Source organism: Idiomarina seosinensis (assembly GCF_003987275.1).
In the GTDB taxonomy this organism is placed as follows: domain Bacteria; phylum Pseudomonadota; class Gammaproteobacteria; order Enterobacterales; family Alteromonadaceae; genus Idiomarina; species Idiomarina seosinensis.
Genome location: NZ_PIQF01000002.1, coordinates 160,514 through 174,859 on the forward strand (window position 1 = coordinate 160,514; position 14,346 = coordinate 174,859).

Genomic DNA, 14,346 nt, shown 5'->3' on the forward strand with positions numbered 1-14,346 from the left:
ATCAATGTCCCCCCACGCCAGCGGCTTTCATTGGCTCATTGGCCAAGTTATCGGGGGGAATATTCAGCAACCGCATGGTTTGTCCAACTATGGAGGAAAATACCGGCGCAGCTGCCGTTCCACCATAATAGTCATCAGTGCCGGGTTCATTGATAGTAACCACCACGACTACCTCTGGATTTGACGCCGGAGCCATACCTGCAAATAAAGCAACATATTCATCGCCATAGCCGCCAGTGGCCGATGCTTTTCGGGTAGTACCTGTTTTACCAGCAACACGATAGCCTGGCACTTGCGCCTCTTTTGCAGTACCCGACTCAACCACTCGTTCCATCATCCGCATGACGGCCCGGGTATTGTCCGGGCTAAACACTTGCTCTGCGGGTAGTGGTGATTCCTGTCGGAAAATAGTGAGAGGTCGTAACATACCGCCACTGGCAATAGCGGTGTAGGCTCTGGCTAATTGTAGGGTAGTAACTGACAACCCATAACCGTACGACAAAGTTGCAAGTTCAAAATCCGACCAACGGCGGCGATCGCCAAACAAACCGACGGCTTCACCCAGTAACGACACGCCCGTATCGCTTCCAAAGCCAACATCAAAATAGCTTTGCAGTAGTTCATCAACACCGAGTTCCAACGCGATAGTCGTCACACCTACGTTAGATGATTTTTCCAGTACGCCGCCCAGGGTCAATTCGCCGTAATCACGTGGATCGCTGACGCGACGTCCGCCAAGACGCATCCATCCGGGGCTTGTGTCTATAGTGTCACCGGTCTTATGCAGTCCATTTTCTAATGCGCTCAAGACCACCAGTGGTTTAACTGTGGAACCAGGTTCATAGCTATCAGTAATCGCTCGGTTGCGCATTCTAAAGCTTTGCAGATCCGCTCGATTATTAGGGTTAAAGGACGGGCTATTGACCATTGCCAGAACTTCCCCGGTGTCAACGTCAATAACAACAGCACTACCCGAGGTTGCCTGATTATAGCGCACGGCTTTTTTCAACTCGGTGTAAGCGGTTGCCTGAATACGTTGATCAATACTCAGGGTTAGTTTTTTAGGTTGTTGAGCATCAGTCTGGCTGATTTCCTCAATAACCCGCCCTTGCGCATCCTTGCGATAAACGCGTTGACCGGGCGTGCCGGTCAAATGTTCGTCGTAGAGTAATTCAATGCCTTCTTGGCCCTGGCCATCAATATTGGTGATGCCCAGTAAGTGCGCACTGATTTCACCCGTCGGGTAATAGCGGCGAGACTCGGTTTTTAAATAAACGCCGGGTATTTTTAGCTGACGCACATAGTCGGCTTCGCTGGGGGTTACTTTGCGTTGTAAGTACACAAACCGACGCTCCGGATTAGACACTTTTGCAACCAATTCATCGCGGTTCATACGGAAAGTTTCGGCCAGCGCTTGCCAGCGGCGACTGTCGCTCAGTGCATTATTTTCAGCAATACGTTGAGGATCTGCCCAGACAGTTTCCACCGGCACGCTTAACGCTAATTCACGACCGTTACGATCAACAATCATACCGCGTTGCACACTCAGGCTTGATGAACGCAGCGACCGCATATCTCCCTGCGCAGAATAGATGTCGGGACTGATCACTTGAATATATGCCGCTCGCGCAATCAATACGCTGAACACAGTAAACAGCAAGGTAACCGCAAGGTAAAAGCGCCATTGAGTACCTACCGCGGGAGCATTCCGGCGGTTGCGTTTTACATTTTGCTTGCGTTGCGGTTTTACTGCCATGGCACTAATACCTCACGCTTACTGGAAACCTCTACCATATCGAGTTGTTGAGCGGCTATGCGCTCAACTCTGCTATGTTCGGTTAATGAATTTTGTTCAATAACTAGATGGCGCCACTCGCGATCGAGCAAATCCCGATCCGATAACAGCTGATCACGCTCTGCAGTAAGCTGACGATTTTGATGCGCGATATAAATAACCGTAAGTGCGGTGCCGACCACCAGTAAGGTAAGTAGTATTACCCATTTGTACCGACGCAAATCCTGTAACAGCATAATCGGCAAGGCCGGATAACGTTGCTTAGTCATACGCTAACCTCCTTGCTATTCTGAGTACCGAGCTACGAGCTCGCGGATTTTCTTTAATTTCAGCCGGCGACGGCTTAATCGCTTTTCCTTCCAGCGCCAGCGTTCGGTCTTTATTAAGCTCTGCTTCGGTAACCGGCAATCCGGCTGGAACTTGCTTGCCCTGACTCTGCGCACGCATAAAGCGTTTCACAATCCGATCTTCCAGACTGTGAAAGCTAATCACCACCAGTCGCCCGTCCTGTTGAAGGGCGTTAAGTGACGCAGCCAAAGCCGTTTCAATTTGTTCCAGCTCTCGGTTTACGTGAATTCTAATGGCCTGAAAGCTACGCGTCGCCGGATGCTTATGTTTATCCTTTTGCGGACTCACGCGACCTATCAGATCGGCCAATTGCTTAGTCCTGGTAAATGGAGTTTCGTCTCGGTCTGCAACTACTGCACGCGCAATCCTGCGAGCAAAACGCTCTTCACCATAAACCTTCAATACATAAACAATGTCATCAAAACTAGCATTATTAAGCCAATCAGCGGCTGTTTCTCCGCGGCTACTATCCATGCGCATGTCTAGTGGTCCGTCACGCATGAAACTAAAGCCTCGCTCGGCATCGTCCAATTGTGGGGAGGACACGCCAAGGTCGAACAGAATACCTGTTACCTGATGCTGTAACTGATGTTCCTCAATAACTTGCTGTAACTGAGAAAATGGAGTGTGGATAATAGAAAATCGGGGGTCATCTATAGCGGCAGCTGCTGCTATCGCTGCGGGGTCCTGATCGAGTGCAATCACCCGCCCATGACTGCTTAACTGCTGCAACAACGCGCGGCTGTGTCCGCCACGTCCAAAGGTGGCGTCAATATAGGTGCCGTCGGGATCAATCGCTAATGCTGCAATAGATTCTTTCAGTAGCACCGAAACATGTTGCGGTGTCGTTGTTGTCATTATAATGAGAAGTCTTCTAAGCGTTCATTAAGGGTAAAGTCACCTTCACGCTCAACATCCATATCTTGCGTAATTTGGTCATGCCAAGCAGCTTCGTCCCAAATTTCGAATTTATTCAGCTGCCCAACCAACATCAGTTTTTTCTCTAAACCTGCGTGCTGACGTAGTGGTGCTGAAATTAAAAGACGACCATTTTTATCCATATCACAGTCGTCGGCGTGGCCGAGCAAAAGTCGCTGCAAGCGGCGTTCTGCTGGATTCATGCTAGATAGTTGGGTCAGTTTTTTCTCGATGATTTGCCATTCCGGAAGCGGGTACAATAACAGGCACGGCTGCTTGATATCGATGGTACAAACCATCTTACCCTCGCAGTCGATCGACAGCGCATGGCGGTGTTTAGCGGGTATCGCTAGCCGGCCCTTGCTGTCCAAGTTAATTGTTGTTGCCCCTCGAAACATGATCCTCACCTGATCATTTTGATCCACTATTATCCACAAATCCCCACAATCATACAGTCTAGGTAGTTAAGTTTCCCACTGTCAAGATAAAAACCTTATTGATTGGGGGTTTTTCGCTTCGTTTACAATCAATACAAGCCAAGTGGCTGAAGCCAAAAGACATTTATTTTCCTATGGCGTGCTCTTTTTTTGTGCAATACTCAACGTAATAGTCGTATCGTCGGGTGTCGTCAGGAGGTAATCAGCGGATGAAGCGTCAATGGGGCGCGGTCATGGTAACGCTGGCCATTTTGACCCTAACCGTTATTTGGGTTGCCGAAAGTTACCACGCGCGCGAAATCGAATCGCAAAAGCGACTTGCTGTAGGAGAGCTGAGTACATTGCGCGCTGAGCTTGACGGGCAAATAACGTCATCATTGGTCGTGATAAAAGCCTTCCAAGCCGAAATAGCGCTGCGTCCAGACTTAACCAACGAAAACTTTAACCGCTTAGCGGCAACTCTGGTCAACGATCCATTACCACTCCGACACATAGCGTTAGCGCCAGACTTAGTCGTGCGGTTTGTCTATCCGCTGGTCAATAACGAGACAGTACTCGGGTTTGATTACCGCTCTAGTCCGGAGCAACTTCGCTCAGTAGAGAAAGCAATCAATGAAAACACCATCATAGTTACCGGCCCGGTAGAATTGGTTCAGGGCGGCAATGCCTTAATCGCCCGAGCCGCAATTAAAACCAAACAAAACGAATTGTGGGGGATGGTTGCTGCAGTTATCGATATTAAAAAGCTACTCAATAATGTTAATTTTTACGACCACGCCCGATATCATTTTGCGTTAAGAAGCCATGAGTCTGGCCAGGCAACCCCTCAACACATCGCTGGCTCTGAGGATACCTGGCAACAGAACCCGGTAGCTATGACCATGTCTGTGCCCGGTTACCAGTGGGAACTTGCCGCTGTGACTAATAGCGGGGTGTGGGCAACTCGCGGTATTATTTATGCGCTTATCTTAGTCGGTGGTTTTGCTATTACCGCGTTAATTGCTGCCTTTATTGTATCGTTAATACGTGCCCAAAGAAGACTGCGGGAGGCGATGTCGGTCATCGATCATCAGGCACGCTACGATATGGTGACCCAACTGCCGAACAGAACATCGTTCCTAGCTCATCTACAGAGTATCGTTACACGCGATCCGGCATTTGCAATACTGTTTATCGACCTGGACCATTTTAAAGAAGTCAATGACACTTTAGGTCATGACGTTGGCGACGAACTGCTACAGGCGGTGGCAAGGCGATTACGAGAGGACCTTAGAGGCTCAGACTTTATTGCCAGATTAGGCGGCGATGAATTTGTCATCGTGCTACATGATGTAGAAGATACCGACGAGATCCAAAAAATAGCCGCCGACCTTAATTTGACGTTAAGCGAAGTATTTCGTCTGCGCCAGCACCATGTGCAAATCTCTGCCAGTATTGGTATTGCCGTTTATCCAGAGGATGGCGCTGATGCCGAGACACTGCTGAAACACGCTGACTTAGCAATGTATGCAGCTAAATCATCAGGTCGGCGCACCTATCACTTTTTTAATCAACAACTGCGGTTACAAACAGAGCATCGCAAAGCGCTAAAAGTACAATTACAAAAGGCTATTGATCACCAACAGTTTAAAGTTCATTACCAGCCCATTATTAACCTAAAAACGCTGCAGGTGGAAAAGGCCGAGGCGTTAATACGCTGGCAACGCGATGGTGAATGGGTGAGTCCGGATGAGTTTATTCCCGTTGCAGAAAAAAGCGGCTTAATCGAGCCGATTGGCGAATTAGTATTTAACCAAGTATGCGACGACTGGCTATTTTTTAAACAACAAGGTATTGAACTGACACTGGCAATTAATCGCAGCGAGCAAGAACTGCACGATATGCAACAGGCCATCGCCTGGATTGCACATCTGAAGCAACTAGGCATTCCACCACAACGAATTATTTTTGAAATTACCGAGTCATTATTGATGAGTGGTAAGCAACGCCAAATCAAAGTCATCGATTATTTGCGCGAACAAGGTGTGAAAATCGCATTAGATGATTTTGGCACTGGCTATTCCAGTATCAGCTACTTACAAAAATATTCGGTCGACTTAATTAAGATTGACCGTCAGTTTTTGCAAAAAGCGCCCGACGATCAAGTGCAAGTGGCACTCATCAGCGCATTATTAAAAGTGGCGCAGGCACTGGGGATTAACACTGTTGCCGAAGGAGTAGAGACTAGACAGCAGATGCTGTTGCTGGAGCACGCGTGCTGTGATTTTAGTCAGGGCTACTTTATCAGTCACCCGTTACCTGCGGAGCAACTGGTGGAATTTATAAAGGAATGGGAAGCCCGCCGATAAGCCGGGTTCTGTCGAGGACAATCATTCATCTAGCGACTAGGTCACCCTAGCCTTCATGCAGTCTACCCGGGTTCAACGCGGGCCGCGCCATAGAACCCCTATTTGACCTTGCTCCGGGTGGAGTTTACCATGCCACGAACTGTTGCCAGTCGCGCGGTGCGCTCTTACCGCACCCTTTCACCCTTACCTGTGCCGCAAGCGGCCATCGGCGGTTTACTCTCTGTTGCACTGGTCGTCGGTTTTCACCGCCCAGGCGTTACCTGGCACCCTGCCCTATGGAGCCCGGACTTTCCTCCCCTTGGTTAACAATGTTAAACAAGCAGCGATTGTCTGGCAGGCTTCCCAAGCGCGCATCATACGTTGTGTAGGAATACAGCACAATCACTTATTGAGGTTTTTCAAACCCCATTGATACAGACTATTTTTTCGTGCCTCAAACAACGTCGCACAAATTGCTGCAGCCCGTTTTAACGGCAGCTCCTCGGACAGCAGTTTTAACGCCTGTTGCACCCGCACAGGAATTTCCCCGGCACTGTCAGTAGCGGGTTTATAACCACTGATCATTAACACCATTTCGCCGCGCTGCTGATTCGGATCTGATTGTAACCTGGCCAACAATTCACTAGCGGTACCGTGCAAATAAGTCTCAAACTGCTTGGTAAGCTCTCTGGCCAGCACCAGTGGGCGCTCACTGTCAAAGTCACTATCGATATCTGCCAGCGTATGCAATATTCGATGGGGCGACTCATAAAACACCAATGTTCTTTGCTCTTGACTAAGCTCCCGCAGCTGTTTTTTGCGTTGCTGCGGTTTCGCCGCCAAAAAACCCTCAAAGGTAAAGCGGTCAGTCGCCAGGCCAGCCCCGCTCAACGCTGTTGTAATAGCACAAGCGCCTGGCAACGCGACAACTTTTATTCCTTGCTGCCGACATTCACGCACAATCAGGTACCCGGGGTCACTGATTAACGGTGTTCCTGCATCGCTAATCAACGCCAGCGACTGGCCTTGCTCCAGTTGTTGCACTATTGTCTGTAACTGCTGACCTTCGTTATGCTCGTGCAGTGCAAACATTTTGGTTTTTACGCCTAAATGTTGCATTAAAGGCCGGCTATGACGGGTGTCCTCGGCTGCGATAGCATCAACTTGTTGCAATGTACTGATAGCCCGCTCAGAGATATCTGTTAGGTTGCCAATGGGCGTTGGAACGATATAAAGCACGCCACTACTTTGCGCTTCTTTTACAGTCATTGAGGCAGACATAAAGACCTTTGTTTGTTTCAATCTATGATGGCCTTATAGTATCATTGCAATTAACTTAATGCGGAATTTTTGACAGGACACGAACTTGTGAGAAGCCATTTTACCAATTCAGTTAAAGGCGTAGCAGTGGCTCTTCTCAGCGCCATCGTGTTAACCCAGTGCAGTTCAGTTCAAAAACCAGCAGATGACACCGAGTTTAAGCAGCCGGTCGAATCGATTAGCACACAACCCGACGGTGTTGCCCGCACTGCAGAGCAGTGGCTGGACGAAGCGGTAGCTGCGGAGACACCAGCCGACCAACAATACGCACTTATTGGTGCGGCACTTGCTTTTCAACAACAACAGCAATGGCAAAAAAGTGCGGCCGTTATTGGTGCAATCGAAGCAGCGGAGGCTCCGGTTACAAATGAGAATTTGCCGCAGTTTCAGTTGGCAAAAGCTCATTGGCATTTTAAACAGCAGCAATGGCAGCAAGCCATAAAGACCATTGAACCGTCGTTAAAACGGTTAAACAAAAGAGACCAACGCCTACAAGCTTTAACCCTGGTTGCGGACAGCCATGCCCGGTTAGGAGAGTACTGGCAAGCTGCCATATCACAGATAGAAGCAGAACAGTTCAGTCAACACGATTCGGCTACTGCCGGTGCGGAAGCTATTTGGCGGTATTTACGCCAGGCATCCAGCCATCAGCTGCCCGATCGCCGCCCTCTAACAACAAACATAGCCGGCTGGTGGCGCGTAGCAAAATCATTTCACCAATATCAGCAACAGCCCAAGCAATTGGCCCAACAGTTCCAGCAGTGGTTATCGAGTTACCCCGATCATCATGCCCGTCAAATTGTCGAACAGTGGCTTGCAGCTGATTGGCAAGCACCAGAAAACATCATCGCGTTGTTGCCGCTAAGTGGCCGCTACGCACTACAGGGTACTGCTGTCCGCGACGGACTGATTGCGGCTGCTGCGGAGTCCACCTTTACCATTCGGTTTATAGATACTAACCGCTATAACGTTGAGCAACAACGCGAGCAAGCTTTGCAGGCGAATGCAACACATATTATTGGTCCGCTGCTAAAGCAACAGGTACAGGCTTGGCTGCAGCAACCTTTAATCGGCCCCTACCATTTATTTTTAAATGAAGCCGACACTCCGGAGTCTGGTATTATTAACCAGCGCTATCTGCAGTTTGCTTTAGCACCAGAAGACGAGGCCAGGCAGGCCGCGGCTCGAATTAGCGAAAAGACCGAAAGAGCACCTTTATTGTTTTCGGTAGCTAACGCCTCCGGTCAGCGTCTGGTAAACAGTTTCCAACAGCGCTGGCAGCAGCAGGACAACCCGCCAGCAGAAGTTGGTTGGTATAACCAACAAAGCGAAATGCAAGGTATTGTCGAGGAGCGACTAGGAATCAGCGGCAGCAAGGAGCGTATCCGTCAAGTTAAGATAGCGGCCGGCAAAATTATCATTGACGAACAAGAACGCAGTCGTGCCGATATTGATGCGGTTTACCTTCCCGGCAACCTAGAACAGGTGCGCCTGCTAAAGCCGTTTATTGACGTAAACCTATCCCCTTTTGCGCCCCCCTTAACGGTATTCGGCAGTTCCGCCGTGCATGAGCGCTCGAATATGTCCGGTGATGCCGACCTGTCTGGGGTCGAATTTTCTGAGAGCCCTGCAATTCTTGGCCAACACAATAAAAGCAATTACGTCATGGATTGGCTGCAAAAACGATCAAACGCGCGCCTGTCCGATGCACGTTTGTTTAATATGGGCTACGACAGTGTCTATTTATTGCAACAAGCAGCACTGCTAAATTTTGTTCCGGGGATAAACTGGTCTGGTTTTAACGGACAATTATCTGTGTCATTTAACCGCGTTCAACGCGAATTGGATTGGGCTATATTTAAGGACAACAAAGTTCAGCCTATAGAGTGATACTGAATGTCGAAAAAAGCCAAGGGCAATCGCGCGGAACAGCATGCCGCTCAATATCTGCAGCAGCATGGATTAAAAATAGTCGAGCGTAATTTTCGCATTGACGGTGGTGAAATAGATATTATTGCCCGCGATGGTCATTGGTGGGTGTTTCTCGAAGTTAAGTATCGAAATAATGAGGACTTTGCGCCGGCGCTGGAGCAAATTACTGTGGCGCAATGCCGACGCGTTCGATTTACAGCTCGGTGTTACATGCTCCAGCATGGCCTCGACGAGCATAAGCTGCAGTTGCGCTTTGATGTGATTGCGATTACCGGTTCGAATAATACAGTCTACTGGCTGAAGGATGCTTTTTAATAATGCAAACCGAACAAATAAAAACACTTTTTACGGAGAGTATTCAAACTCAAATATCTGCCGTGGAAAGCCTCTCAGAGGTTATTGAGGGTGCCGCTGAGATGCTGGTTTCCAGCCTGCTAAATGGTCAACGCGTATTCAGCCTTGGAAATCATTCAGCTAAATGGGTGAGCTTACACTTCGCCGAAATCATGAATATCGGAATGAAATTGGAACGTCCCGCTTTTCCGGTAGTCGCATTAAGTGACTATAGCCACCAGCAAGTGTCGTCATTAGGACAAAGCAATGACGTGTTATTAGTTGTAGCATCAGCACAAGGCGAAGATTCAGATTTAATAGAGACCATGGAGGCTGCCCTGAGCCGCGAAATGATCATTATTGCGTTGACTGGCCAAAATAATGAATTGGTATCCGGCCTGTTAGGTGCAGATGATATCGAAATTCAAATTCCATCGCCTACGGCGGCTCGGGTATTAGAGCATCAACTACTGATATCAAACTGCTTATGTGAACGTGTTGAACAAACAATATTTCCTCAGGAGCATGATTAGCATGACCTATTTATGGCAGAAAACCCGTATCGTTGTGATTTCCCTAGTCGCGCTATTTGCTCTTAACGGCTGTGCCGTTTTAGCAACCGGAGCAGCGGCTGTCGGAATCAGTTCGGTGACGGATCCCAGAACTATCGGCAGTCAGATTGATGACCAAACGATAGAGATGAAAGCCAACGCCAAACTGGGCAATGACGACAAGCTGCAGGACTACCGACTAAGGGTGGTAAGTTACGACCAAAAGGTGCTGCTCTTTGGTCAGGTTCCGGATAAAGCAATGCGCCAACGTGCTGAGGAAGTTATTGCCGACACTAATGGCATTGACCGAATTTTTAACCAAGTAAGAATTAGCTCTCAGGTAGGTTTGTCGACTCAAACCAATGATAGTTGGATAACCAGTCAGGTGAAGCTCAAACTGGCAGCCGACAAATTAGTTAAGGCAACCGACGTCAAAGTCGTTACTGAAAACGGCGAAGTTTTTTTACTCGGTATTGTCGGCTCTGACCAAGCTAACAAGGCAGTTGAGATAGCGCGCAATGTGAAAGGGGTGACTCGGGTTATTAAAGCATTTTCGGCTCCACGTTAGGGAGCCGATAGCTATTTTACTTGATCACTTTTAGGTTAGGACGCTTTTTGCTTTGAGTGGCTTTTTCAGTTTTTTCCGCCTGCTCATCTTTATTATCGTCAGGCAGATTATCAAGCTGCGGCTCAGCTTCAAACATAGCCCCTGCACCATTTTCGCGTGCAAACAACGCAAGCGCCGCGGTCATCGGCACGATAACATCCATCGGTTTGCCAGCAAAGCGGGCGTTAAACCGTATTTCTTGGTCCAATAGCTGTAAACCGGCTACCGCTGTTGGCGAAATATTGAGTGTGATTTGACCATCTTTAACAAACTGCTGCGGTACCTGTGTACCTACCATCGTAGCATCAGCCACTAAATGAGGGGTCAACTGGTTATCAACTATCCAGTCATAAAGCGCCCTTAATAAGTAAGGGCGTTTGGGGGTCATTTCAGTTATTTCCATCTGCGCCTCCCAAGCGGTTAGCGTGCCAGCTCTTTCTCTGCTTCAGTTAATGATTCCTGGAACGTCTTACGTTCAAATACTCGTATCATATAAGCTTTAACGTCTTTAGCGCCCTGGCCTTCAATCTCTATTCCATATGCTGGCAAACGCCACAATAACGGAGCCAGGTAACAGTCAACAAGGCTGAACTCTTCACTCATAAAATAAGGTGTATCAGCAAAAATAGGAGCTAACGACAATATCCCCTCCTGCAGCTCCTGACGGGCACTTTTGTCACCTTGTGCGATTTTATCAGCCAGCGCATACCAATCTCGTTCAATACGATGCATCATTAAACGACTGGTCCCGCGTGCAACAGGATATACAGGCATTAATGGAGGGTGCGGGAAACGTTCATCCAGGTATTCCATAATAATGTGTGCATCATATAGAACCAGTTCCCGGTCGACCAAGGTGGGTGTTGCGTCTGGATAAGGGTTCAGCTGAATAAGATCTTCTGGGCGCTCATCGCGCTCAACATAACTAATCTCAACACTAACGCCCTTCTCCGCTAACACTAAGCGTACCTGATGACTTTTCAAATCATCCCGACCGGAATATAAGGTCATCACCGAACGTTTATTTGCTGCAACAGCCATTTATTTCTCCAGATAATATCAACAGCAAAAGGGTGGCAAGCCACCCTTTTACTGAACTAAAGGTTACTGAGTCTGAATGTAGGGAGCCTCTAAACAATTACTTCAGATCTCTCCAGAATTCTTTCTTCAGTAGCCAAGCTAAAATTGAAAACACCAACAAGAAGCCGAACACAAACCAACCCATGCGTTTTTGCTCCAATAGCATTGGCTCACCCATGTAGACTAAAAACGCGGTCAAATCCAGCATAGCCTGATCATATTCACTTTCAGTCATTCGGCCAGTACCATCCGACTTAATGCCGACGTAAACTTCTTTCATTTCGCCGTCAATGCGACGTTCTTCATAGGTCTTTGCTGGCATCCCTTGAAGTTCTTCCAGTACGTGCGGCATACCGACGTTAGGGAAAACGGTGTTGTTAACACCAAAGGGACGACTATCGTCTTTATAGAAAGACCGCAGATAGGTATATATCCAGTCCTCTCCGCGCACACGGGCGACGTTTGTCAAATCCGGCGGAGTTGTACCAAACCAATTACCCGCAGAGTCAGCTGACATATTATTAGTAATAAGATCACCAGGTTTCTCGCCAGTGAATTGTAAATGCTTCTGACCCAACTCTTCAGGTATTTCCAGATCGTTAAACATGCGGTTATAACGAGCATATTCTAACGAGTGGCAACCTAGGCAATAGTTCATATACAGTTGTGCACCGCGCTGCAATGAAGCTTTGTCGTGTAAATCCACATCCGCTTCGTCTAACGGTACAGTTGGCCCCGCCGCAAAAGAAAGCGACGGGATCAAAGTGATAAGAGCGATTAACAGATTTTTCATTATGATGTCAGCCTCTCTGGTACCGGTTTCGTTTTTTCCCGTCGACTATAGAAGAACAGGAATACGAAGAATGCGAAATACAAGAATGTAAAGATCTGCGCAAACAGAGTTGCCAACGCCGTCGCCGGTTGGGTACCTAGATAACCCAGTACAACAAAGCTGATCACAAAATTGATTAGGTTCAGCTTGTGCAATACTGTCCGGTACCGTATCGAGCGCACTTTACCACGGTCTATCCAAGGTAATAGTGCCAACATGACAATAGCGGCAAACATTAGAATAACGCCAAACAACTTATCGGGTACCGCACGCAAGATTGCGTAGAACGGCGTGAAGTACCAAACCGGTGCAATATGTTCCGGTGTTTTCAGCGGATCAGCCGGCTGAAAGTTTGGTGGCTCCAGGAAAAACCCGCCCATTTCTGGATTAAAGAATATGACGTAACAGAAGAAGAACAAGAATACGCCGATACCAAATAAATCCTTAACAATGTAGTAAGGGAAGAACGGTATTGCATCAACGATGTCATACTTCTTAGTAAAGCGTTCATGGAACTTAAATTTCGGCTTTTCTTCGTCTGGCACAGAGCCTTTCGGCTTCTTAATCGACACCCCATCTGGGTTGTTCGAACCAACTTCGTGTAGCGCAATAATGTGCAAGAACACCAAGATAACCAGCACTAATGGCAGCGCAATCACGTGCAGCGCAAAGAATCGGTTAAGCGTTGCCCCTGAAATGACATAGTCACCGCGAATCCACAGTGTTAGGTCATCACCAATAACCGGTATCGCACCGAACAACGAGATAATTACTTGAGCGCCCCAGTAAGACATTTGTCCCCATGGTAACAGATAACCCATGAAGGCCTCTGCCATAAGCACCAGGAAGATAAACATACCGAATAGCCATAGTAGCTCTCGGGGCTTCTGGTAGGAGCCATACATCATGCCACGGAACATATGCAGGTAAACCACCACGAAAAATGCCGAGGCCCCCGTTGAATGCATGTACCGCAACAACCAGCCGTATTCGACGTCCCGCATAATGAACTCGACCGACGCAAATGCACCATCAGCGCTTGGAACGTAATTCATCGTCAGCCAGATACCAGTCAAAATTTGATTAACTAATACCAGCGTGGCAAGCACACCAAAGAGATACCAAAAGTTAAAGTTTTTAGGCGCAGGGTACTGAGCAAGGTGGATGTTCCACGTCTTGGTCATTGGGATGCGTTCATCCATCCACTGTACGAATTTATTAGCCATTATGCTTGCCCCTTCTCTTCGCCGACCAGAATATTGTTTTCATCAATATAATAATGAGGCGGGACCACTAAGTTTAGTGGCGCAGGAACACCCTGGAAAACGCGGCCGGCAATATCGAACTTAGAACCGTGACATGGGCAGAAGAAGCCGGACTCAATACCTTCCGCATGATCACCCATGCCGGCCGGTAAGTAAGTTGGCGAGCAGCCTAAGTGCGTACAAATTCCTACCGCAACAAAGAAGTCTTCTTTGATTGAGCGATGTTTATTTTGTGCATATTCAGGTTGCTGCGGCTCTTCTGAGTTTGGATCGCGAAGTTCGTCTTCAATCTGGGTCAACTCATTTAACATTTCCGGTGTGCGACGCACAACCCAGACCGGTTTACCACGCCACTTAACACGGATCATCTGACCCGGCTCGGCTTTCGCGATATTCACTTCAACCGGCGCACCGGCGTTTTTTGCTCTGGCACTAGGATTCCAGGAAGCGATGAACGGAACGGCAACTGCCACCGCTCCTGCACCACCAACGACCCCAGTTGCGACCGTCAAAAAACGACGGCGGCCTTTATCTACAGGCGCATTGCTCATCCATTTACTCTCCAGTTTTGGACGCTTCGCGATACATCGCCGCGAAGTCG

General features: G+C 48.2%; 14 protein-coding genes, 1 other RNA gene and 1 pseudogene. 5 read left to right on the top strand and 11 right to left on the bottom strand.

What is annotated here, in order from left to right:
* Position 1: 1 nt before the first annotated feature.
* From CWI81_RS07075 to mraZ, 4 genes are read right to left on the bottom strand one after another with little or no spacing between them, the layout of a single operon-like run.
* Positions 2 to 1,756, bottom strand: coding sequence for a peptidoglycan D,D-transpeptidase FtsI family protein (locus CWI81_RS07075; RefSeq protein ID WP_126784617.1), 1,755 nt, complete (start codon positions 1,754 to 1,756; stop codon positions 2 to 4).
* The gene (ftsL, locus tag CWI81_RS07080; protein ID WP_126784618.1) at positions 1,747 to 2,064 is read right to left on the bottom strand and encodes a cell division protein FtsL; all 318 of its coding nucleotides are present in this window, start codon (positions 2,062 to 2,064) and stop codon (positions 1,747 to 1,749) included. The genes CWI81_RS07075 and ftsL overlap by 10 nt, the downstream gene beginning before the upstream one ends.
* Positions 2,057 to 3,001 (bottom strand): 16S rRNA (cytosine(1402)-N(4))-methyltransferase RsmH, encoded by a 945-nt coding sequence (rsmH, locus tag CWI81_RS07085; protein ID WP_126784619.1) that lies wholly within the window; start codon positions 2,999 to 3,001, stop codon positions 2,057 to 2,059. Before rsmH ends, ftsL begins: the two co-directional genes overlap by 8 nt.
* Entirely contained in the window at positions 3,001 to 3,459 is a 459-nt protein-coding gene (gene mraZ, locus CWI81_RS07090) for a division/cell wall cluster transcriptional repressor MraZ (protein WP_126784620.1), read from the bottom strand. Before mraZ ends, rsmH begins: the two co-directional genes overlap by 1 nt.
* A gap of 272 nt (positions 3,460 to 3,731) precedes the next feature.
* On the opposite strand from mraZ, the pseudogene CWI81_RS07095 reads away from it, so the two are divergent.
* Positions 3,732 to 5,780, top strand: a pseudogene (locus tag CWI81_RS07095) (putative bifunctional diguanylate cyclase/phosphodiesterase); the annotation flags it as partial.
* Positions 5,781 to 5,827: 47 nt separating this feature from the next.
* Here CWI81_RS07095 and rnpB read toward each other — a convergent pair.
* Together rnpB and rsmI are read right to left on the bottom strand one after the other, a co-directional pair.
* Positions 5,828 to 6,188, bottom strand: an RNA gene (gene rnpB / locus CWI81_RS07100) — RNase P RNA component class A.
* 39 nt (positions 6,189 to 6,227) lie between these two features.
* Complete coding sequence (gene rsmI, locus CWI81_RS07105) at positions 6,228 to 7,106, bottom strand: 16S rRNA (cytidine(1402)-2'-O)-methyltransferase (RefSeq protein ID WP_126785003.1); 879 nt, start codon at positions 7,104 to 7,106, stop codon at positions 6,228 to 6,230.
* Positions 7,107 to 7,193: 87 nt separating this feature from the next.
* On the opposite strand from rsmI, the gene CWI81_RS07110 reads away from it, so the two are divergent.
* The 4 genes from CWI81_RS07110 to dolP are packed head-to-tail and all read left to right on the top strand — an operon-like array spanning position 7,194 to position 10,529.
* On the top strand, positions 7,194 to 9,035 hold the full coding sequence (locus tag CWI81_RS07110) for a penicillin-binding protein activator (protein ID WP_198678655.1): 1,842 nt from the start codon (positions 7,194 to 7,196) through the stop codon (positions 9,033 to 9,035).
* 6 nt (positions 9,036 to 9,041) lie between these two features.
* A complete protein-coding gene (locus CWI81_RS07115; RefSeq protein ID WP_126784622.1) occupies positions 9,042 to 9,392 on the top strand; it encodes a YraN family protein in 351 nt (116 codons plus the stop codon).
* A 2-nt stretch (positions 9,393 to 9,394) separates the two neighbouring features.
* Positions 9,395 to 9,943: an SIS domain-containing protein gene (locus CWI81_RS07120; RefSeq protein ID WP_126784623.1), complete on the top strand. Its 549-nt coding sequence runs from the start codon at positions 9,395 to 9,397 to the stop codon at positions 9,941 to 9,943.
* Position 9,944: 1 nt separating this feature from the next.
* Positions 9,945 to 10,529 carry a division/outer membrane stress-associated lipid-binding lipoprotein gene (gene dolP / locus CWI81_RS07125; protein WP_126784624.1) on the top strand — a complete coding sequence of 195 codons (585 nt, stop codon included), beginning with the start codon at positions 9,945 to 9,947 and terminating at the stop codon, positions 10,527 to 10,529.
* Between the two features lie 16 nt (positions 10,530 to 10,545).
* On the opposite strand, the gene CWI81_RS07130 is transcribed toward dolP, so the two are convergent.
* The 5 genes from CWI81_RS07130 to petA form a co-directional block, all read right to left on the bottom strand.
* Positions 10,546 to 10,971 (bottom strand): ClpXP protease specificity-enhancing factor, encoded by a 426-nt coding sequence (locus CWI81_RS07130; RefSeq protein WP_198678656.1) that lies wholly within the window; start codon positions 10,969 to 10,971, stop codon positions 10,546 to 10,548.
* A gap of 17 nt (positions 10,972 to 10,988) precedes the next feature.
* Positions 10,989 to 11,609 (bottom strand): stringent starvation protein SspA, encoded by a 621-nt coding sequence (sspA, locus tag CWI81_RS07135; protein ID WP_126784625.1) that lies wholly within the window; start codon positions 11,607 to 11,609, stop codon positions 10,989 to 10,991.
* A gap of 97 nt (positions 11,610 to 11,706) precedes the next feature.
* Positions 11,707 to 12,441, bottom strand: a complete 735-nt coding sequence (locus CWI81_RS07140) for a cytochrome c1 (RefSeq protein WP_126784626.1) — start codon at positions 12,439 to 12,441, stop codon at positions 11,707 to 11,709.
* Positions 12,441 to 13,706, bottom strand: coding sequence for a cytochrome b (locus CWI81_RS07145; RefSeq protein ID WP_126784627.1), 1,266 nt, complete (start codon positions 13,704 to 13,706; stop codon positions 12,441 to 12,443). Before CWI81_RS07145 ends, CWI81_RS07140 begins: the two co-directional genes overlap by 1 nt.
* Positions 13,706 to 14,296: a ubiquinol-cytochrome c reductase iron-sulfur subunit gene (gene petA, locus CWI81_RS07150; RefSeq protein WP_126784628.1), complete on the bottom strand. Its 591-nt coding sequence runs from the start codon at positions 14,294 to 14,296 to the stop codon at positions 13,706 to 13,708. Before petA ends, CWI81_RS07145 begins: the two co-directional genes overlap by 1 nt.
* Between the last annotated feature and the right edge of the window lie 50 nt (positions 14,297 to 14,346).